Annotated in this window: 18 protein-coding genes; 11 read left to right on the plus strand and 7 right to left on the minus strand. The window is 68.0% G+C overall.

The features are described from left to right. Positions 1–4 precede the first annotated feature (4 nt). Complete coding sequence (locus LW840_RS14585) at positions 5–460, plus strand: hypothetical protein (RefSeq protein ID WP_291277236.1); 456 nt, start codon at positions 5–7, stop codon at positions 458–460. A gap of 40 nt (positions 461–500) precedes the next feature. Further along, positions 501–2,126, plus strand: a complete 1,626-nt coding sequence (locus tag LW840_RS14590; RefSeq protein ID WP_291277237.1) for a M28 family peptidase — start codon at positions 501–503, stop codon at positions 2,124–2,126. Between the two features lie 14 nt (positions 2,127–2,140). Here LW840_RS14590 and LW840_RS14595 read toward each other — a convergent pair whose 3' ends face one another. Together LW840_RS14595 and LW840_RS14600 are read right to left on the minus strand one after the other, a co-directional pair. Further along, the gene (locus LW840_RS14595; RefSeq protein WP_291261305.1) at positions 2,141–2,809 is read right to left on the minus strand and encodes a cyclase family protein; all 669 of its coding nucleotides are present in this window, start codon (positions 2,807–2,809) and stop codon (positions 2,141–2,143) included. Next, positions 2,809–4,284: a M24 family metallopeptidase gene (locus tag LW840_RS14600; protein ID WP_291261304.1), complete on the minus strand. Its 1,476-nt coding sequence runs from the start codon at positions 4,282–4,284 to the stop codon at positions 2,809–2,811. The genes LW840_RS14595 and LW840_RS14600 overlap by 1 nt, the downstream gene beginning before the upstream one ends. A 143-nt stretch (positions 4,285–4,427) precedes the next feature. Between LW840_RS14600 and cysM the strand changes: the two genes are divergently transcribed. The 7 genes from cysM to LW840_RS14635 all read left to right on the plus strand — a co-directional run bounded on the left by cysM (position 4,428) and on the right by LW840_RS14635 (position 10,236). Then, a complete protein-coding gene (gene cysM / locus LW840_RS14605; RefSeq protein ID WP_343213758.1) occupies positions 4,428–5,333 on the plus strand; it encodes a cysteine synthase CysM in 906 nt (301 codons plus the stop codon). A 153-nt stretch (positions 5,334–5,486) separates the two neighbouring features. Continuing rightward, positions 5,487–6,074 (plus strand): GNAT family N-acetyltransferase, encoded by a 588-nt coding sequence (locus tag LW840_RS14610; protein ID WP_291261302.1) that lies wholly within the window; start codon positions 5,487–5,489, stop codon positions 6,072–6,074. Between the two features lie 5 nt (positions 6,075–6,079). After that, positions 6,080–7,261 (plus strand): MFS transporter, encoded by a 1,182-nt coding sequence (locus LW840_RS14615; RefSeq protein ID WP_291268964.1) that lies wholly within the window; start codon positions 6,080–6,082, stop codon positions 7,259–7,261. Beyond that, a complete protein-coding gene (locus LW840_RS14620; RefSeq protein WP_291277238.1) occupies positions 7,258–7,998 on the plus strand; it encodes an adenine nucleotide alpha hydrolase in 741 nt (246 codons plus the stop codon). The genes LW840_RS14615 and LW840_RS14620 overlap by 4 nt, the downstream gene beginning before the upstream one ends. Positions 7,999–8,119: 121 nt before the next feature. Continuing rightward, positions 8,120–8,530, plus strand: a complete 411-nt coding sequence (locus tag LW840_RS14625; RefSeq protein ID WP_291270093.1) for a hypothetical protein — start codon at positions 8,120–8,122, stop codon at positions 8,528–8,530. Positions 8,531–8,571: 41 nt separating this feature from the next. Continuing rightward, positions 8,572–9,867, plus strand: a complete 1,296-nt coding sequence (locus tag LW840_RS14630) for a hypothetical protein (RefSeq protein WP_291277239.1) — start codon at positions 8,572–8,574, stop codon at positions 9,865–9,867. 126 nt (positions 9,868–9,993) lie between these two features. Then, entirely contained in the window at positions 9,994–10,236 is a 243-nt protein-coding gene (locus LW840_RS14635) for a hypothetical protein (protein ID WP_291277240.1), read from the plus strand. 800 nt (positions 10,237–11,036) lie between these two features. On the opposite strand, the gene LW840_RS14640 is transcribed toward LW840_RS14635, so the two are convergent. From LW840_RS14640 to LW840_RS14650, 3 genes are all read right to left on the minus strand, one after another. Beyond that, positions 11,037–11,429, minus strand: coding sequence for a hypothetical protein (locus LW840_RS14640; RefSeq protein WP_291277241.1), 393 nt, complete (start codon positions 11,427–11,429; stop codon positions 11,037–11,039). Between the two features lie 917 nt (positions 11,430–12,346). After that, positions 12,347–13,858 carry an aminopeptidase P N-terminal domain-containing protein gene (locus tag LW840_RS14645; RefSeq protein ID WP_291277242.1) on the minus strand — a complete coding sequence of 504 codons (1,512 nt, stop codon included), beginning with the start codon at positions 13,856–13,858 and terminating at the stop codon, positions 12,347–12,349. 555 nt (positions 13,859–14,413) lie between these two features. Continuing rightward, the gene (locus LW840_RS14650; protein WP_291277243.1) at positions 14,414–15,865 is read right to left on the minus strand and encodes a nitronate monooxygenase; all 1,452 of its coding nucleotides are present in this window, start codon (positions 15,863–15,865) and stop codon (positions 14,414–14,416) included. Positions 15,866–16,252: 387 nt separating this feature from the next. On the opposite strand from LW840_RS14650, the gene LW840_RS14655 reads away from it, so the two are divergent. Further along, positions 16,253–17,170 carry a serine hydrolase gene (locus tag LW840_RS14655; protein WP_291261292.1) on the plus strand — a complete coding sequence of 306 codons (918 nt, stop codon included), beginning with the start codon at positions 16,253–16,255 and terminating at the stop codon, positions 17,168–17,170. Positions 17,171–17,208: 38 nt separating this feature from the next. Here the strand turns inward: LW840_RS14655 and LW840_RS14660 are convergent, their stop codons facing one another. Continuing rightward, a complete protein-coding gene (locus LW840_RS14660) occupies positions 17,209–17,646 on the minus strand; it encodes a hypothetical protein (protein WP_291266996.1) in 438 nt (145 codons plus the stop codon). 11 nt (positions 17,647–17,657) lie between these two features. Then, positions 17,658–18,920, minus strand: coding sequence for a glucose-1-phosphate adenylyltransferase (gene glgC, locus LW840_RS14665; protein ID WP_291261290.1), 1,263 nt, complete (start codon positions 18,918–18,920; stop codon positions 17,658–17,660). A gap of 90 nt (positions 18,921–19,010) precedes the next feature. On the opposite strand from glgC, the gene glgA reads away from it, so the two are divergent. Continuing rightward, positions 19,011–20,456, plus strand: a complete 1,446-nt coding sequence (gene glgA / locus LW840_RS14670; protein WP_291277244.1) for a glycogen synthase GlgA — start codon at positions 19,011–19,013, stop codon at positions 20,454–20,456. The last annotated feature ends 67 nt before the right edge of the window (positions 20,457–20,523 follow it).

A 20,523-nucleotide genomic window follows, 5' to 3' on the forward strand; every position in this document is an offset into this window, starting at 1 on the left:
CTCCGTGCCGCTCAAGGACTACGCCGACCATCACGACGCCGACCTGGCGCTCAAGCTGTATGACCTCCGCCGCGAAGCGGTCATGCGCGAGTCGCGCGCCGCGCTGGTGAGCAGGTTCCTCCCCGCGAGTTGGGACGATGTGCTGGCGGTGACGAAGCCCGATCATCCGCTCAACGCGGCCTTCCGTCAGTGCGCCACCTACTGGGAAATGACGTATTCCATGGCCCGCCACGGCGTGATGCACGGCGAGTTTCTCATGGAAAGCAGTGGTGAGGGGCTGCTGCTCTTCACGCGAATCGAGCCGTGGCTCGAGCAGTACCGCCAGCACGTGGGCAACCCGCTGGCCTTCCGCAATGCCGAGTGGGTGGCCAGGGAAACCGAGCTGGGTCGGCAGATCGCCGAGCGGTTCCGCAAGCGCGTCCGGGCGCACCTCGACGCCGCCAAGGCCGCCACGCCGTAACCAAACGGCACCCGTGGCATCTCTCAGGAGGAACACTTCCATGCGCCTGCTGCATCGCTCACGTCACATCGTCGTCACCCTGCTGGTGAGTGCCGGGGCACTGGCCCCGGCACCGCTCGCGTCACAGGCCGCGGCCGCACGGCCTGCGCAAGCGCCGCCGGCCGGCTCAGCGGCCGAAGCATGGTGGCGACACGTGCAGGTGCTGGCGCACGACTCGCTCAAGGGGCGTGACACCGGCTCCCCCGGTCACGAGAGCGCGGTGCGCTACATCGCGCGCCAGTTCGAAGCCGCCGGACTCAAGCCTGGTGGTACCGACGGCTGGTTGCAGCGCGTGGAGTTCGTGGAAGTGAAGCTCGACGCCGAGCGCGTGACGCTGGCCATGCGCCCGGCCACAGGCAGCTGGGTACCGCTGGCGGTTGGGCGTGACCTGCGCCTGGCGCCGCGCCCATCCACAGGCGACATCGAAGCGCCGCTGGTGTTCGCGGGCTACGGCCTGTCGCTGCCGCAGGCGGGGGTGGACGACCTCGCCGGCCTCGATGTGAAGGGGAAGATCGTCGTGCACGTGAACGCCGTGCCGAAGGGACTCTCGGCGGCGCTGCAGGCGCACGGCACGCGATCGCGGTGGACCGCCATGCAGCAGGCCGGCGCCGTGGGGATCATTGCCATTGGTGCGGGCGGGGTGTGGAACGACGCGGGCGGTGCCGGCGGAGTGGCGGTGGCGCTGGCCGACACCATGCTCGACGACACGCGCGGGCAGCGTCTCAACGCCACGGCCAATCCGGCACTGGCGAGCCGCCTCTTTGTCGGCACGGCGCTCGTGTGGGACAGCATCGTGGCCCTGGTGCGGCGCGGCGACAAGCTGCCCACGGCCGCGCTCAATGTGACCCTGCGTGCCACGCTCCCCACGGTGCGGCGTACGCTGTCGTCACCCAATGTGGTGGGCGTGCTGCCGGGGACCGACGCCACGCTGCGCAACGAGATCGTGGTGTACACGGCGCACACCGATCACACCGGCACCTTCAAGGGGCCGGTGCTGACCGGCGACAGCATCTTCAACGGCGCCATGGACAATGCGTCGGGTGCCGCCACGCTCATCGAAACGGCGAGGCTGGTGGCGAAGCGCGGGGGCAACAAGCGCACGCTGGCGTTCGTGGGGGTGACCGCCGAGGAGAGAGGGCTGCTGGGGTCGCGCTACTTTGCCGCCCATCCGTCGCTGCGCAACGGCATGGTGGTGGCCAACCTCAATACCGACATGTTCCTGCCTCTCATTCCGCTCACGGGCGTGTTTGCGTACGGCTACGAAGAGTCGGACCTGGCCGACGACCTCGATGCGGTCACGAAGGCCCGCGGCCTCGAGGTGCTCCCCGACCCGGAGCCGGAGCAGAACCGCTTCGTGCGCAGCGACCAGTACAGCTTCATCCGGCGCGGCATCCCGGCGCTGGCGTTCAAGGTGGGGTATCGCACGGGAACGCCCGAGGAGAAGACATGGCAGGCGTGGGTGCGTGATCACTACCACAAGCTGAGCGACGACATCACGCAGCCGGTGGACTTCGCGGCGGCGGCCGGCTTCAACGAGATGTACGCCGATCTGGCGCTGCGTGTGGCCAATCGGGCGAAGCGCCCCGCGTGGCGCCCGACCAGCTTCTTCGCCACGCCCATTCCCTGACCGGTGGCCGTGCGCTACGGCAACGTGGCGTACGCCCGCACCGGGAAGGTACCAATGCCCACGAGCTTGGGCGGCACGGCACTGAAGCTGAACGGGCCGCTGGGCAGCTGATCGAGCCCGGTGAGGTGCTCCGCGATGAGGATCTCCTCGCGGAGCAGGATGGAGTGCACGGGGCGGGCGCCGCCGTCGGTGCAGTCGATGTTGGTGGCATCGATGCCCACCAGCACGGCCCCGGCATCGCGCAACCACGTGGCGGCATCGGCGGTGAGATACGGATGCCCCTCGAAGTACTGGTCGGTCTGCCAGTGCACATCCCACCCGGTGTGCACCAGCACCGCCTTCCCGCGCACATTCAGCGCGGCAAACCACTCGGCCCCAATGGCCCGCCCGCGCCGGCCATGGTCCGTGGTTGCCCTGACCACCAGCGCCGGCACATCCACGAACCGTTCAAGGGGCATCGCCGCCGTGTCGCGCCCGTCCGCGTAGCGGTGGAACGGGCAGTCGATGTAGGTGCCGGTGTTGCCCACCAGTTCCACCTTGCCGATGTGAAACTCGGTGCCCTCGTCGTAGAAGGCGCGCGACGCCTCGCGACTGAGGAAGTCGCAGATCACCGGCGCCGGCAGCCCCTTGTAGTAGACGGTGCCGTGGGCGATGGCGTGGCTCAGGTCGAGGTACCGCGGCATCAGCGAATGAGGTAAAACTGCTCCTGCCGCGGACGGAAGAACACGAACCCTTCGTCGGTGAGATGCGCATCGTCCTCGAACATCACGAACAGCTTCTTGCCGCCCCACTCGGGAATGGGAGTGGCGGTATTGAGTTCGATGCTGATGTACGACCCGGGGCGCAGGCGCGAGTTCTGCGCCGTGGTGTCGCTGCGCAGCGCACTGCGGAAGTCGATGGACGCGCCCAGGCCGTGCCCCTGCGCCCCAATGGGGTGCGAATAAATCATGGCCTCGATGCCGCGCTCCTTCATCTCGGCCATGGTGGCGTTGAAGACCGCACCGCCCGTGCGCCCCGGCCGTGCGTGCCGCTTCATGAGGGCGTCCTGCAGCGTGTTGGAGTTCGCCATGGCCTGCCGGAGGCCGGCCGGCACCGCCTTCTCGCCCGGCTTGAGGACATACGCCATCTTCTGCCAGTCGGTATCGAAGCCCATGTAGCTGATGCCGAAGTCGATGTGCACCACGTCGCCACGTTCGATGACCGTGCCCTCGGGGGCCACCGCGAGGAAGCCGCGTGAGGTGGCCACGTCACCGCTGGCGCGCTGCACGCGCAGGTCGGGCTGGAACCAGGTACGCACCCCGGCGGCCCAGAGCATGTCGAAGAGTGCGCGGCGCACGTCGCCCACCGTGGTCTTGCCCGGCACGATCACCTCGTTCGACAGGGCCCGCTTCACAATGGCCTCCGTGACGGCGACCGCGGTGCGGTAGTGCTCCATCTCCTCGGGGAGGCGCGTGTCGAGGTACTCCTGGGTGAGTTCGCCGGCGCTCATGAACGTCTTCTCGGCCTCGGGCCCCAGCGTTTCCGCCAGGAAGCGATAGCTGTCGTAGCCCAGCGAGCGCGTCTGGCCGCGCGTGCCGCGAATGCCCAACCCGACGGTCTTCGGCTGGTACCGGGCATACAGGTCGCGCAACGTCGCGGCAGGAGGACGCGGCTCCGTGAAGGGCGCGTCGAAGAAGCGGGCGAGATTCTCCTCGGTATAGCCGGTGATGGCATACTTCCTGAGCCCCTCGGTGCCGGCGTCGATGAAGACGAAGAAGTCACGATTGCCGGTGTACGGGCGCGGCGGCGCCACGTACTGTGCCAGCGGGTCGTCGTGGAACTCCTCGTTCACCACGATCCACATGCCAATGCCATGGCGGCGCATCATGGGGAGCAGCATCTCATGCCGCTTGGTGAGCCACTGCTCGCGTACGGCGATCTGCTGCGACCAGGGAAGCAGCTGATCGGCCTCGGGGACACGCATGGCCGCCACACTCCCGCGGCGCGGCGCGGCCGCCTCGACCCGGGTGCGCGCACGTACATCCGACCCCGTGGAGCGAGCGGGACCGGCCGGCGCCTTCGGTGGCACCTGCGCCTGTACGGCCTGGGCGGCAAGCACGACGGTGCACAGCCCCCGCGTGGCCGCGGAGGTGAACGGGCGACGGAGAGTTCCTGCCATGGCGAACGATCCTCGGGAGTAGGGACGCAGAACACGCAGAGCCAGCGTCCTATTCTACTGCACGGGCCGCCATGGCGTCGCATAGTATTCGTCATGACCATCGGCTGCCCGACCAATCCGCATCGCCCGCTGTGCGCGATGCCATGATCGACCGCACCATCGACCGTACCATTGGCAATACGCCACTCGTGCGGCTGCAGCGTCTTGCCGCGTCCATGCTGGCCGAGCGCGGGGTCACCGTGCTGGGCAAACTCGAGGGGAACAACCCGGGCGGATCGGTGAAGGACCGGCCCGTGCTGTCGATGTTTCGTCGCGCCGAGGAGCGCGGGGACATTCGCCCCGGCGACCGGCTGATCGAGGCAACGAGCGGCAACACCGGGATTGCCATGGCCATGATCGCGGCCATGACCGGCTATCGCATGACGCTCATCATGCCCGACAACCTGAGCGCCGAGCGACGGGCGTCCATGACGGCCTACGGGGCGGAGCTCATTCTCACCCCTGCTGCGGCCGGCGGCATGGAGCACGCGCGTGACGTGGCCATGCGGATGCAGGCGAACGGGGAGGGGAAGGTGCTCGATCAGTTCGGCAACCCCGACAATCCGCGCGCGCACTACGAAACCACGGGTCCCGAGATCTGGCGCGACACCGCGGGGCGCATCACGCACTTCGTGAGCGCCATGGGCACGACCGGCACGATCATGGGCACCGGACGGTACCTGCGCGAGCAGAACCCGGACGTGGTCATCGTGGGGGCCCAGCCGAGTGAGGGGTCGCAGATCCCCGGCATTCGCAAGTGGTCGCCGGCCTACCAGCCAGGCATCTACGACCCATCGGGCGTGGACCGGCTCGAACTGGTTTCGCAGGCCGATGCGGAGGCCATGGCGCGACGGCTCGCGGCGGAGGAGGGGATCTTCTGCGGACCATCGGCGGCGGGGGCGTGCGTGATTGCCCTGCGCGTGGCGGCGGAGGTGCGCGACGCGACCATCGTGTTCATCGTGTGCGACCGCGGCGACCGGTACCTGAGTACGGGGATCTTCCCGGTGTGATCCGGACGACGCCTGTGACCTGACCCGGGGGCGAGGAGCAGGTGGCAGGCGACAGGCGGCGGGGGGGGCAGGTTAGCCGGGCGGGCGGCTTGGCGCGGCGGGGGCGGACGTCTAGAATTTTGGTTCCCCAGTTCCCAGCCACCCCTCCGTTCAATGACCGTGGAAACGCTGCTGGCGCCGCCGACGTGGTCGTTGCGCCGCCTGTACATCGTGTCGGCCGCCGAAGTGGAACAGCTGGCCGACGTGCTCATTGACTGCGTCGATGGCGGCGCGTCGGTGAGCTTCATGGCGCCGCTGTCCCGCGAGCATGCCCTGTCGTTCTGGCGCATGGTGGCCGAGGATGTGGCGGACGGGGACCGGGCGCTCATCGTGGCGGAGGATGCCGAGGGGATTTGCGGTACCGTGCAGCTCATTCTGGCGCAGCCCGACAACCAGCCGCACCGCGCCGATGTGGCGAAGATGCTGGTGCACCGCCGCGCCCGTCGTCATGGCATTGGCGCGGCGCTCATTCACGAGGCGGAGCATGTGGGGCGCGACGCCGGCAAGTCGCTGCTGGTGCTCGATACCATTACCGGCAGCGACGCCGACCGGCTGTACGAGCGTGAGGGATGGGTGCGGGTGGGCGAAGTGCCCGACTACGCGTACATGCCGCACGGCCAGTTGCGCGGCACCACGTTCTTCTATCGTCGCATCACCACGGCGCACCACGGCGAGTACCGGCCCGGCGACGCGGTCCCGTAGCGCGCATGGACGCGCGACGCCTGGCGCGTGCCCGTTGGGCCACGCGTGCGCAGTTCCTGCACCTCGGCGTCATTGCGGGGCTCTTCGGGGCGCACGTGCCGTCGCTGGGCGCACGCTACGCATTTGACGAACAGCGTCTCGCGCTCACGCTGCTTGCGGCCACGGCAGGCTCGGTGGCCATGCTGCTGCTGGCGGGGCGCATCATCGGGCGCGTGGGGGCGCGCGCCACGTCGGTGAGCGCCGGCTGGCTCTTTGTCCTGTCGCTGGTGCTCCTGCTGCGGTTGCCCAGTCCCTGGCTGGTGTTCGTGGTCATGTTCCTGTACGGCGCGGGGCAGAGTCTGTACGACATTGCCATCAACGCCGAGGGTTCGATGCTGGAGCTGTTGGGCCAGCGCGCCGTGATGAGTGGTTTCCACGCCATGTTCAGCGTGGGGGCCATGCTGGGCGCGGGGGTCGCGTCGCTCTTCTTCCGGTACGGCATGCCGCCGGTTACCCAGCTGCTGGTGGTGGGACTCCCCGTTGCGGGTCTCATGACGGTGGCGGCGCGGGGGATGCTCGAGGTCCATCCGCCGGCCGACGCGGACAGCGCGCACTTCGCGTGGCCGCGCGGGCTGTTGCTCACCATCGGGCTGCTCATTCTGGCCGGCATGATGGCGGAGGGGGTGATGTACAACTGGAGCGTGCTGTACGTGCAGCAGGAGTTGGGAGCGTTGCCACAGCGCGCCGCGCTGGCGTATGTGGCGTTCTCCGGGGCCACCGCGGCCATGCGCTTTGCCGGCGACTGGGTGCGGGCGCGGGTTGCCGAGCGTACGGTGCTGGTGGCCGGTGCCGTACTGTCGATGAGCGCCATGGCGGCGACGTTGTTGGCGCATGATGTGACGGTGGCCATGGTGGGGTTCGCCTTCGTGGGCGTGGGGCTCGCCACCGTGGTGCCCATTCTGTACAACGCGGCCACGCGCGTGCCGGGAGTGAGCCGGGCGGCCGGCATCGCGTCGGCGTCGAGCATCGGCTACGTGGGGTTCATGATCGGTCCGCCGCTGGTGGGCGCCATTGCCCACGCCAGCAATCTGTCGTGGGCGCTGTGCACGCTCATTGCGGCGTGTCTCGCGCTCATGCTGGGCGCGGGGCGCATTCCCCTGGCCACGGGGCGGACGGCGTCCATGGCCTCATCGGGAGCGGCCTCGTGACGGGGGCGGGGCAGGCGGAGCGCGCACGGCCGCAGCCGGTGGTGGTGTCGTGGAGCGGCGGCAAGGACAGTACGCTCATGCTGGAGCGGTTGCTGCACGACGAGCACGTGGTGGTGCGGGCGCTGCTCACCACCGTGTCCACGGTGTACGACCGCGTGAGCATTCACGGGGTACGGCGCTCGATTCTGCGCGCGCAGGCCGCGTCGCTGGGGCTGCCGCTGTACGAGGTGGCACTGGGCGCCCACTCATCGAACGACGACTACGAAGCCGCGTTCACGCGCGGACTGCGCACGCTCGAGGCCGCGTACCCGGACACGCGCGTCATGGCGTTCGGTGACCTCTTCCTGGAGGATGTGCGCGCCTATCGCGAGGCCCTGCTGGCGCGGCTCGGGTGGCGCGGCGTGTACCCGCTGTGGGGCGAGGACACGGCAGCCCTGGCCCGGACCTTCGTGCGGCGCGGATACGTGGCCACACTCACCTGCGTGGACACCCAGCAACTGGACGGCGCGTTCACCGGGCGCCGCTATGACGACGCGCTGCTCGACGCCCTGCCGGCCGCGGTCGACCCCTGCGGCGAGCGCGGCGAGTTCCACAGCTGTGTCACCGATGGACCATTGTTCGCCCAGCCGATTGCGGTGGTGCCCGGCGAGCGGGTGTTGCGCGACGAGCGGTTCCAGTACTGCGACCTCGTGGAGTTGGGGCCCGAGCGGTCGGGCAGCGCGGCGAGTGGGGCGTAGCCACCCATCCCGGGCGCGTGAGCGGCCGGGGGCGGGCGCGCACGGTGCCCCCTCGCTATGGTTCAGGCACGCCCTGCGTCGTTCACCCGTCGTCATTCCCATGCAGCTCGATCAGCTCGATATGTCCGCCCCCCTTCCCGCTTCCCTGTCGCCGTTGCAAACCGCCGGTCTGGCAGCGGCCCTCGGCGTGGTGGCGTACGCCATCATCGATGCCACCCCCTGGTTTGCGGCGCAGGGCATTCCGCAGGGGGCCGTGCAGTTCCTGTGGCTGCTCTTCGTGATGGTGGGCGCGGGGCTGTGCGGCTGGCTCAATACCGACCGGGCCTGGCGCTGGGCGGCCATACTGCTGGCGGTGCAGCCGCTGGTCATGTTGGGCATTACGCTGGTGCGTGGCGAGCCCGACGATTCGCCCGCCACCATACCGGCCAAGACGTCGGTGTTCATTGCCAGCGTGTTCGTGGCCACCGTGAGCCCGTTCGCGCTCATCGCGGCCGGTGCCATGGCCTCGAAGCGCCGGAACGAGAGCCGGTAAACACGGTTCCCCGGGCCGGTTCTCCTGTGCGAGCGGGCCGCGTGCCCACGTTTCTGGCGTGTGCCGCCATGGTGGCGCTCACCAGTCTGTTTACTGACGCCTTCAGCGAGCAAGCGGCGCCCGCCGTGAGCGCACGCGCCGACACCGGCGTCACCCGCGATCCCATTGCGCGACTGCAGGCGCGTCTCGACGCCGGCGCGGTCACCCTCGCCCACGACAGCGTGCTGGGGTATCTGCCGGCGCTGCTCAAGGCGCTCGACATTCCGGTGTCGTCGCAGGTGCTGGTCTTTTCCCGCACCAGCCTCCAGACCGATCGCATCGCGCCCTGGTCGCCGCGCGCGCTCTACTTCACCGACGACGTGTACGTGGGCTACGTGCTGGAGAGCCCGTTTCTCGAGATCGGCAGCGTGGACCCGGCCAAGGGCGGCGTGTTCTATACGCTGCCGCAGGAGCCGCGGCCGCGGGCGGCCTTCCAGCGGGAAACCACCACCTGCCTCATGTGCCATTCGTCAAGGAGCGCGACGGGCGGGGTGCCGGGGTTCATGGTCCTCAGCACGGCGGCCGACCGGCACGGGTATCCCATTACGGGGGTGCACGAGGGGTCCACGAGCGACGTGACGCCAGTGGCCCAGCGCTTCGGCGGCTACTACGTGACCGGCACCGGCCCGCACGCGGGCAACGTGTACGCGCCGCTGCTGGGGCACGAGGTGCACGACAAACCGGCGTTTCGCGCCAGGTTCCGGCTGCAGTTCGAGCGGGCCGACAGCAACGCCCGCACGTCGCTTGCCGGGCTGTTCGACACCACGGCCTACCTGCACGGGCAGAGCGATGTGGTGGCGCTCATGGTGCTCACGCACCAGACGGTGGTGCACAACCTCATCATGGCGGTGCACGAGGCGGCACGCGAAGCCATCATGGAGGCGGCCATTGGCGCCGTGCGCACCGACAGCCTGCAGGCGCCGGTCACGCCGCGGCTGCGTGGCGCGGTGGACAACCTGGCGCGGGCGCTGCTCTTCGTGAAGGAAGCGCGGCTCACGGCGCCGCTGCGCGGCACGACGCGCTTTGCGCAGGACTTTGCGCAGCGCGGGGTGCGCGACCGCGCCGGCCGGTCGTTGCGCGACTTCGATCTCGAGCAGCGCCTGTTCAAGCACCCCGCCAGTTTCCTGGTCTACTCCGAGGCCTTCGACGCACTGCCGCGCATGGCGCGCCGGGCGGTGTATGCGCGACTCGCCGACATTCTGGAGGGGCGCGAACCGAGCGACCTGTCTGCGGCCGAGCGGCAGGCGGTGACGGAGATCCTGCGCGAGACCAAGCCGGAGTTCGCGACGCTGCGGTGAAGGGCTAATTCGCATCTCCGTCTGTCGGTTTTTCCCTGTCGGCGGTCGGCACCGCCCCTGACAGACGTCCCGTGGTCACGGCCGAACATTGGTCGCCGACTTCTTTCCCGGGGACGGCAGATGAATGTGACGGCGATGTACTGCAGTGGCTGTGACCGCGACGTGGCGGTGGTGGTGACCGACGCGGCGCTGCCCGATGCACAGGCGAATGTGACCGGTGAGGAGCTGGCGTGCCTCGAAGTGGGCACCGGGTGCACCGGTTCGCGCTGTCCCATTGGCCCGGCGGAGCCGAGTGCCATGGTGCACCGGCTCATCCGGCACGACGCGTCCGTGGGCGGTGGTGCTGAGGTAGGTGAACTGACTTGGTGAGAAAAGGAGAAAGGGAGGGGGCGGTACGCAACGGCTGAATCGCCCGCCGCCGAATCATCAGCGCTTCGGTCTCGTCGATCGCGCGCACCACCATCAGGTCGTCGCCGCCGCCACGGTTCGGACTACTTGGCTTGATGCTACGGTGCCTGGCCTTGCCAGACAATCAGTCGACGGTGAGTCTGTCTGAGAGGATCGTGTGCCGCACGAATTGCCCTCCACCTCGGTCGGTGGTCCGCGTAACGGCTTTCAATGTCCATACTGAGCTGTACTGATGATACTCGCCGCGCACCATACAACTCCCACGCGTGCAATCAATCGCCCGGACCACGATTTTCCCTTCGGCGACCGCCGAGTCCGGTGTGCACGGCACGAGTGTCCGACCAGCGAATGGTCCCAAAGGATCGCGTAGTCTGTGTGCAAGTTCGGCCGTCAGTGCGCTCGCGCTGTCACATACGCTTATGCCCAGCTTTCCTCGACTCATGGCACTGAGCTCGAGGCTGACAGCAACGACCGCCTCCGCCTTGGTCAAGGTGGTAGCGGTATCGCGTGATGCGGTGGTGTCCGACAGTTCCGACGGTTTGCGACCAACGTGCGGTCCTTCGCCTGAAGGTTCCACCGAAACACACGCTATCGGCGATGCAAAGAGAACGGCAACGAACGGCGAGACTCCGCAGGCGTGGCGGCGCAATCGCCGTAACGATTGTGCTCTGGCAAGATCCAGTGCACCTCGAAGGAACATCGTCCCTCTCTGTCTCGAGAGAACAAGGAAAGTCGCACGCACATGCAGCTATTTCCGGGGCTTAGTCGACGGTCATCATCCCCGAAAATGTGAGTCGCAGAACCGAGTGCCGGCCGGTGCGGCCAAGACTGTAGGTCTCCGCATCAAATTGCCAACTGGCGTTGGCCCTGAAAAACCGCCCCGAGACGTTGCACTTCCCCGCGGCGCAGGTGGATGCCGTGACCCACACCTTGCCGAAGCGCGGCACAATGTCGGACCTGCACGGCAGCAACCGCGGCAGCACGGCGAAGTGCCCACGTTGAAGGCTGTCGCGAATCTCTGCAGTGGCTACTCCAGCCTCTTCGCACACACTGAGGTCGTAATCTGCACCGGAAAGATCGATGAAGCTTCGCAGCACCGCCAGAATCGACTGAGCCTTGTGCGACCCCGTAGGAGCCGTGTCGACTTTGGACATAATCGAGGCTGGGCTGACGCCTGCGGATGTGCTCGTCCCTCCGCTCTGCTGTTCAGTCGCACTGCATCCGATGACTGAAATCAGGAGCATGCGAGTGATCCATAGCTTGGTGCCAGAGTTCATCACTTCAGGCCTCACGTCAGATCGAGTAGACTACAGATTCATCGACGAGAACCAACGTGTCGCCGTTCTGGGGGATAATGGGTTGGTTGCACATGATCACACCACTGACTGGCCGTCATAGTGAACGACTCGAGCGTTCGGGCCGCTGAAAGTCTCCGCCAGGCTCGAGCTCATTAGCGCGAGCGGAGCGGGGAAGCGGGGGTTCGTCCACGCGAAAAACGAAACTCCAGGTTGCCGACACACTGAAACGCACTACCCCAGGCCCATCCGTTCGGATCAAGCGGAACGGTTGCCGTGCCCCGGATGTTCGCCGGCCATATCCAGGAGTCCGCGTATACCTTGCTGACGAGCCCCGAGGCGCGTGCATACACGAGTGTCGCTTCGCCAAACGCACCCGGCATTGGCACAAACGCGAACCCGCCGCGACTGCCGGGTGATGGAGTCTGCACCCGCACATAGCCGGGGGCCGCTGGCGAAACCGGGTCCTCCCCCGCACACGCCGGCGAGCAGCTCGAAAGTACCCCTTCTGCCGTTGACTCGATCCTGACGTCGCTGCGCGTCGGCATCTCCTGACAGCTCAGCACAAGGGAGGCAACGGCGAGCACTACCAGTAGTGGGCGAAGCCCCCCCTCCCCGCGTCACCTGACCTCGAGAACATGCGCTCACTCCAATATGGATTCAGACGCAATCAGCCAACCGTGCCGATAATGACGATGCGGCGAATCCGTGTCAATGCGGCGCTGAAGCGGGTGAACTGACTTGGCGAGAAAAGGAGAAAGGGAGGGGGCGGTGCGCTACGGCTGAATCGCCCGCCGCCGTTTCATGAGCGCTTGGATCTCGTCGATCTCGCGTGGCACCAGCGAGATACGCTCCAGCCCCTTGTCGGTGATGATGTAGTCGTCTTCGATGCGCACGCCGGTGTTCTCGTACTGCTTCACCTTGGCCAGCACCCTGGCCTTGAACTGGCGGTTGCGCGGCGTGTCGGGAAGTACATCGAGCGCCCGCGTGCTGATGTAAATGCCGGGTTCAATGGTGAACGCGTCGCCTTCGGCAAAACGGCCGCCGTTCTGATCGCCCTGCAACGGATCGTGCACCGCCAGCCCGATGCCGTGCGAGATGCCGTGGATCATCCACAGGTTCGCCTGCTTGCACCCGTTGGGATTGGCGGTGCAATCCACGCGCCAGGGCGGATCGTACTGGGCGTCCTCACTCTCGATGAGCCCCAGCGCGGCGAGTCCGCGCGTGCGCACCGCCACCGAACTGTCGGCGGCGGCGCGGATGCTCATGCCCGGCTTGCTGTTGCGCTCGGCCGCCTTCTGCGCGTCGAGCACCAATTGGTAAATGGCGCGCTGGTCGGCCGTATAGGCGCCGCTCACCGGAATGGTGCGCGTGACGTCGGCCGCGTAGCCGCGATACTCGGCGCCGGCGTCCATGACCACCAGATCGCCGGGCTTCACCGGATCCATGTCCTTCATGTAATGCAGCGTGGTGGCGTTGTAGCCCGCCCCCACGATGGAGCCGTACGCCGGACGCTCGGCGCCGCGGCGGGTGAATTCGTACTCGAGGGCCGCGCGCAGTTCGTACTCATGCTGCGGATTGGCGGTGAGCATGGCGGCACGGTGCCCCTCGCTCGAGATCTCCACCGCCTTGCGAATGAGCGCCAGTTCGGCCGCCGACTTGCGACCGCGCACGGCCAGCACGTGCGGCATGGCGCTGCGCACCATGAGCTGCGGATGCTTGCGCGCCAGCGCCTTCACCGCCTCCTGACCACGCGTGAGGGTGTCGACCCGGGAGAAATCCATCGTCTCCACATCGGGGATGTGGTAGAAGGGGAGCCCCGTGGCCACCAGCGAATCGAGCACCCCCCAGATGGCGTCGTACGAGCGCGCCGGCAGCCCCGTACGCTGCACGCTGTTGGTGGAGTCGGTACGCTGGCCATAGTAGAACGCCGTGCGCGGGTCGAGCCTGGTGAGGAACAGCGTGGTGCTGGGGATCTTGTCCCGCACCACCATCACGAAGGCGTGGTCGGGCTCGTTGAGCTCGGTGAGGTACCGGAATGCCGCGAGCTGATAGAAGGTGCTGAAGTCGTGCACCAGCGCCCGCCCGCCGAACGCCACCACCACGCCATTGCCGATGCGCTGCGCGAACGCGCTGCGACGGGCGTCCAATTCCGCGCGCGTGATGGCCGTGTCGGACTGCGCGGTCGCCGTTGCGGGAACGACGGCCGCCGCCACGACGGGCGAGGCCATGAGCAGACTGGTGCCGGTGGCGGCGCGCAGGGCGCGACGAAACAATGCAGGACGCATGAGAACGTGGCGATGGGGTGACACACGGCCATGACCGCGCCGAGTCGACTCTCTAAGCTACCCCGCCGCCGCACGGAGGCTACGCCGGTGTTGCGGGTGATGAATCCGGCTTCCGACCTCCGAACGCGGTGTCCCGCCTCCGACGTCGGGCACTCATCCGGCCTCGGACGTCCGATGGTCGGACACTCGGATGTCGGACGTCGGACGTCGGATGGATGCCGGAGGTCCGATGCCGGACACGGCGTTCGGACGTCGGAGGTCGGAGGGTCGTGCGGCGCGATGGTGCGCGCAGCGCGAGTCCGACCTCCGAACGCGGTGTCCCGGCGCCTTCCTCAACGGCGGTCGGGGTCAGCGTCGGGGTTGGCGTCGGGGGCAGCGCGCCATCACGGAGATCACGGAGGTGGTGGAGGAAAGCGGAGAACCGCAAAAGCAAAAGAGCACTGCACGACGCATCATGCCGTTCTCCTTGCCCTCCACCACCTCGGTGATCTCCGTGGCCACGCGTTGGGCTCACCGCTCCCCGCGCTGGCCTCTCACCGTCTCACCGCCCCACGCTCACACCCGCGCCGGAATGCCGCTCCCGATCCACTCGATGACGTCGGCGGCGGAGTAGCGGCCGTCCTTCGCCAGCTGCGTCAGCGACGCGATGTCGTCGCCGCTCGTCACGATGGGCGGTTCGGCCACGTCGTCGCGCTCCTGCGCCAGGCCGATGTCGGCCAGCAGCCCGTTGCAGAGGCAGCGGCGTCCCTCGGTGTCGGCCACCGTGCCCCCCTTCTTCACATACGTGTCGATGGGTTCGGCCGCGCAGCGGTAGTGAATGCGGCCATCGTCGCGCTTCACCGCTTCGCGCAGGTAGCCCAGGTCGCAGATGCGTTCGCGCTTGGCCCCCAGCGCCTGGTGCTTCTGCAACTGCACCAGCTTGAACGGGTAGCCGGTGGGCGAGGCGCGCGGGTCGGTGCGCACGGAGGCCGTGCCGTCGGCCACGCCGCGCAGCACGTCGGCCTTCACCTCGGGGGCGAGCCCCGACTCGTCGCAGAAGGCGAAGACGGTGCCCACCTGCACGCCGGCGGCGCCCGATTCGAGCGCCTGGCACAGCCCCTCGGGCGTGCCCATGCCGCCGGCGAGCCAGAAGGGGAGCCCGAGCTCCTGCATCTTGGTGAGGTCCACCACGTCGCGCTCGCCGTAGATGGGCTGACCGCTTTCGTCGAGCTGCAGGGCCCCGCGTGGCGGCGCGTTGTGGCCACCGGCGGTGGGGCCTTCCACCACGAAGCCATCCACGCGCCCGTTGGACTTGCGGGCCAGCGTGGCCGCCAGCGACGCCGCCGAGACGATCGGGTAGAAGTCGGGGCGCCGCAGGGGCGCCGTGGGGAGCATGCCGTCGGGCCACAGCTCGGCCGGGTCGAAGGCCAGCCACTGCGATTCATCGCGGGCGAGCCCCTCCACGTCGAACTTCATGGTGGCCTTGCTGTGCGTGGCAAGCAGGTCGAGGGCGCCCGGAATTTCGCGCGGGATGCCGGCCCCCATGATGACCGTGGCCACGCCGGCGAGCATGGCGCCGTACAGCGTGGGCAGGTTGGGCATCTGCACCTTGGTGAGCAGGTTCATGCCCACGGCATGGTCGTGCCCCTCGCGCGCCAGCCACGTTTCCACGAACGCCGCGGCCACCGTGACGCGCTGTCGGGCCGTGGAGACCACCTGCCGGTACATGGGGAGCAGTTCGTACGACTGCCCAGCCGGGCGTCGTTCGGGGAGGAAGTAGCGGCGCAGCAGATCGTCGGCCACCCCCGGAATGGGGAAGTGCGCCAGGGCGCGCCGCATGTGCCCGCCCGGATCACCGTCCTGCAGCCGTCGCACGAGCACCGTGTCAATGACGGTACCGGAAACCACGCCCAGGTGCCCCAGCCGCGACACGGCATTGGCGAGCCGCCAGTTGGAGACGCCAATACCCATGCCTCCCTGAATGATGCGTGGTCGCGACGGGGCTGACGTGGGCAGTTCGGTGTCCATGGCGAGGAGGGCTGAAGAAACCCGGAACACGCCGCGCGACTGCGGCCGGTGTGACGCGAGTCTCCTGCAATGTGGGCGCACGATCACGCGGGGAGCACTTCGTGAAACTCCCAACGGTGATGCAGGGGAAGGAGGGACGGACGCCAGCCCGGGTGCCTGAAGAGTCGCACCTCGGGGCAGTGTGCCTACCCAATGATACGCTCGAGACCGCCCGGTCGCTGTGATGCGATGGGGGGGCTTGCCGAATTCGCGAATGGCAAGCGGTGCGACGTAGGGGTTGGCGCGCCTCGGGTGTCGACACCATGGGGACACACGCCCCGGTTGTTGAGGGACGACCGGGACGGCAAACGGGGAGCGAGGCGCTGAGGGAAACTCTAGTTTCCCGGCATGCGACTTCTCCCCGTTCTTGCGTTCACGCTGCTCGCGGCGCTCCATGGTCCCGCGCGGGGGGCGGCGCAGCCGCGTCCCCCGGCGGCGACGCCGGCGCCCGCGCGCTCGCTGGCCACATTGCGCCGCACCCTCGACAGCATTGCCGACGCGCATCGCGGCGTGGTGGGCTACAGCATCACCAACCTCGAAACCACCGAGCACCTCGAACGGCTGGGCGACGAGCCGTTCTCCACGGCCTCGCTCATCAAGGTGCCGGTGCTGGTCGCGCTCTTCGATCTCGCCGCGCAACGGCAGCTGTCGCTCGATGACCCCGTGGTGCTCACCGAGATCGACAAGGTGGGCGGCGCCGGCCAGCTGCAATACCTGCGCACCCCGCTCACGCTGCGCCTGTGGGACGTGGCCTGGCTCATGAGCACCCTCAGCGACAACACCGCCACCAACCTGGTGCTCGATCGCATCAAGATCCGCCGCGTGTGGCAGAAGATGGAAGCGCTCGGTCTCCCACGCACCAAGGTGCATTCGGGGAGCATGACGCGCATTGCCAGCGTAGCCCCGGACAGCTCGGCCAAGTACGGGCTGGGGGTGACGACGCCCAATGAAATGGCCCAGCTGTTCGTGCTGCTGGCGCAGGGGCGGGCGGTGAACCCCGGCGCCGACAGCACGATGCTGGCCATGCTCGAGCGCAATGAAGACAGCAGCAAGCTGCTGCGCTTCAACTACGGCGTGCGTGCCGCCCACAAGACCGGCGATGTGGACCGCTCACGCACCGACTGCGGTGTGCTCTACCTTCCGGCCCGTGTCGTGGCCTGTGTCCTCACGAAGGAGAATCAGGACACCCGCTACTGGACCGACGCCGAAGGGAACGCCGTGATCGCGCGTATCGGTCAGGCGATCGCGACGCACTGGCGCCCGTAGGATGACGGGGCGCGTGTCGCCGACGAACACGACCGCCGTCAGCGGGGCTCCGACGGCGGGACGACTTGGGAATACATCTGACTCTGGTTGAGCGCCCCGTTGGCCGTCTGGATCACGTCGAGGCGGGCAATGATGCCGGTGCCGAGCTGCACGGCGGGGCTGAACCAGCTGAACCGCCCTCCCACCGAGCGGACCTGTACCACGAGCATGCCGCCGGGCTGCAGTTCGCTCACCGGGACCTTGAGGGTGGCGGTGGAGTTGCCGGTGACGGTGCCCAGCCGGCGGCCCAGGGCCTGCGCCGTTCGCACGGCGTAGACGTTCACATCGTAGAAGCCGCGGTTGTGGGCCACCAGAATGACGGTTTCCTGACCGCCGGCGCCGCTGGCGTTCTTGCTGAAGCAGGCCGTCGTGCCCGCCAGTGTGGCCAGCAGCAGCAGGCCGCCCAGGCGGCGCGAGGTGCGGAGCGACGGCATCATGACGGGGCGGGTCAGGGGGTGAGCCGGTCGAGCATCGGCTGGGTAATCAGCACGATCCCCTTCTCGGTACGGCGGAACCGGGACGCGTCGAGCGCGGGGTCTTCGCCCACGATCAGGCCGGCAGGAATTCGTACCCCACGATCCACCACGACGTTCGTGAGTCGCGCCCCGCGCCCCACATCCACATCGGGTTGCAGGACGGCCCCGTCGAGGTGCGCGTACGAATGCACCCGCACGTTCGTGAAGAGCAGCGACCGGAAGATCCCGGCGCCCGACACGATGCACCCGCCGGACACGAGCGAGTCGAGGGCAAAGCCGCGGCGCCCCTCCTCGGCATGCACGAACTTGGCGGGCGGCGTGATTTCCGCGTAGGTCCAGATGGGCCAGTCGTGGTCGTACATGTCGAGGCCGGGAAGCACGGAGGTCAGGTCGATGTTGGCTTCCCAGTACGCATCGATGGTGCCCGCATCGCGCCAATAGGCCTCGCTTTCGCGACTGGCCTTCACGCACGAGTCACGGAAGCGATGCGCCACCGCCTTGCCGTTCGCCACGACGTAGGGAATGAGATCCTTGCCGAAGTCGTGCGACGAGTTCGTGTCGAGTGCATCGCGCCGCAGCAGATCGGCCAGGAAGCTCGTCTTGAAGACGTAGATGCCCATGCTGGCGAGGGCCATGTCGGGCTGCCCCGGTATGCCGGGCGGATCGGCGGGCTTCTCGAGGAAGTGCACGATGCGATCGTGCGCATCCACGTGCATGACGCCGAATCCGGTGGCCTCCAGGCGCGGCACCTCCAGCACGCCCACGGTCACGTCCGCGCCCTGGGTGACGTGCTGCTGCAGCATGAGCTCGTAGTCCATCTTGTAGATGTGATCACCCGCCAGGATGACCATGTACTCGGGCCCGTACGCCTCGATGATGTCGAGGTTCTGATACACCGCGTCGGCAGTGCCCTCGTACCACTGCGTCTCGCTCACGCGCTGCGAGGCCGGCAGGATATCGAAGCTTTCGTTGCGCTCCGGGCGCAGGAAGTTCCAGCCGCGCTGCAGGTGCCGGATGAGGCTGTGCGCCTTGTACTGGGTGGCCACGCCGATGCGCCGGATCCCCGAATTGATGGCATTCGACAGGGCGAAGTCGATGATGCGGGTCTTGCCGCCGAAATACACCGCCGGCTTGGCTCGCCGATCGGTGAGTTCGTACAGGCGGGATCCGCGACCGCCGGCGAGCACATACGCCATGGCGCTGCGGGCAATGGTTCCTCGGGAATACGGCGTCATGCGTGATCCTTCTCCAGCGTGGGCCTGCGACGACCGGTGGCGGTCTGGCGTGATTTTGCGTCAGGTGCGCGTCTGACGTAAGGTAGGGGGATGAACGTGCTCTTTGTTGCCGCTGAAGTGGCGCCTTACGTGAAGACCGGCGGTCTGGCCGACGTCGCCGGGGCGCTCCCGCCGGCGCTGCAGCGCCTGGGACACGACGTCCGCGTGGTGATGCCGCGGTACCGCTCGGTGCGCGAGCAGGGGACCCCCATGACCGGCCCCATTGCCGCCTCCTTCCTGACGGCCGGGGTGCGGGCGGAGGAGCAGCGAGTCTGGCGGGCATCGGCGAGCGCCGTGCCGCTGTACTTTCTGGACATACCGGCCGCCTTCGAGCGCTCGGCCGTGTACGGCGAGCCCGACGACGCGCGCCGGTTCATCCTGTTCGCGCGGGGCGTACTCGACGCCATGCAGCACCTGCGCGAAGTGGAGGGGTGGCAGCCCGAGGTCGTGCACTGCCACGACTGGCACGCGGCGCTGGTCATCAACTACCTCAAGAGCTACTACGCCTACACCTTCGGGCACATCGCCACCGTCTTCACCATCCACAACCTGGCGTACCAGGGGCAGGTGCACCCCGATGTGGCGCAGCTGGCCGGGCTGCACGAGGGGGGGCTGGTGGAGAACGGCATGGGGGCGGGCATTGCCAACTCCTTCAACTGCATGGCCCGTGGCATCCTCTACGCCGATGTCGTGAGCACCGTCAGCCCCACCTACGCCCGGGAAATCCTGGGCAGCGACGGGGGCGAACGGCTCGACGGGCTGCTGCGACGGCGACAGGACCGGGTGGTGGGCATTCTCAATGGCATCGACACGGGGGTGTTCGATCCGCGGACCGATCGGCACCTGGCCGCCCCGTACGACGCGGACGATCCGGCCGGCAAGGCGGTGTGCAAGCGCGCCCTGCAGGAGCGGGCGGGGCTGACGGTGGACCCGGAGCGACCGCTGCTGGGCATCGTGTCGCGGCTGGTGGAGCAGAAGGGGCTGGACCTGCTGCATGCCATCGTGCCGTGGCTCATGCGCGAGACCGATGCGCAGCTGGTGGTGCTGGGGTCGGGGCAGCCGCACCTGCAGGAGGCGTTCCTGCGCCGCGCCGAACAGCATCCGGGGCGCATCGCCACGAAGATCGGCTTCGACGCCGCCCTGGCGCAGCAGATCTACGCCGGCTCCGATGCCTTTCTCATGCCGTCACGGTTCGAGCCGTGCGGGTTGGGGCAACTCATTGCCCTCCGCTACGGGAGCGTGCCCATCGTGCGGGCCACCGGCGGGCTCGTGGATACGGTGCGCGAGGGGCTCGACGGCAACGGCTTCGTCTTTCATCGCTTCGATCCGAAGGATTTCGGCGACGCGATCTGGCGTGCGCTCCAGTGCTACCGCGATCGGCCGTCCTGGGCGTTGGTACAGGAGCGGGGCATGCGCGAAGACCACTCGTGGGACACGGCCGCCCAACACTACGCGGGCGTGTACAAATGGGCGCGGCGGCTCATCGGGCGGGGATGACGCGCGGCGCTGCCGGCGCGGAGCTCCGGCATTCATCCGATGTCCGGAAATCCGACCCAACCGATTG

It is taken from the genome of Gemmatimonas sp., from assembly GCF_021298855.1.
In the GTDB taxonomy this organism is placed as follows: Bacteria; Gemmatimonadota; Gemmatimonadetes; order Gemmatimonadales; family Gemmatimonadaceae; genus Gemmatimonas.